Source organism: Cognatundibacterium luofuense (assembly GCF_018139685.1).
In the GTDB taxonomy this organism is placed as follows: domain Bacteria; phylum Pseudomonadota; class Gammaproteobacteria; order Burkholderiales; family Burkholderiaceae_D; genus Undibacterium; species Undibacterium luofuense.
The window spans coordinates 1-478 of record NZ_JAGSPN010000128.1 but is presented as its reverse complement, the minus strand read 5'-3'; the positions used below and the strand labels follow the sequence as shown (position 1 = coordinate 478).

The following is a 478-nucleotide window of genomic DNA, read 5'->3' as shown; positions in this document are numbered from 1 at the left end:
TATCAATCGGCACCAGCATCGCTTCGAAACCGCTCACCAGCTCCGCACGGAACTGAGGATAGCCTTCGAAACCCAGTGCACGTGCAAAACGATTTGCTGTTGCAACAGAAATGCCGACGGCGTTGGCCAGTTCGTCTATCGACATTGTGGCGGAGCGGAACACATTGGTCAGCACATAATCTGCGGCTTTTTTATGGGCTTTCGACAGGTTCATATAGACCTTGCCGATGCGGGCATTGACGGTTCCACCCAGGGCTTGCTTGTCAGGACGATTCATGATGGCTGGCTTTTCCAGTGTAAGGGAAATGTAAATATAATTTCATTAATTTGAAATGTAAAGTAATGAAACGTATCAAGTCAGAGAGGTGTTTTTTTCTGTCCGAATACAGATATTCTCACCAGCAATGCTGAATTATCGCCAGATTATTTTAAAAAATTCAAATATTATTTATAAAAATTCAGAAATGATGCGAAAAGC

General features: G+C 43.3%; 1 protein-coding gene. It reads right to left on the bottom strand.

The features are described from left to right. On the bottom strand, positions 1-214 hold a 214-nt coding region (locus KDM89_RS19655; protein WP_438947534.1), incomplete at its 3' end, for a MurR/RpiR family transcriptional regulator. Between the last annotated feature and the right edge of the window lie 264 nt (positions 215-478).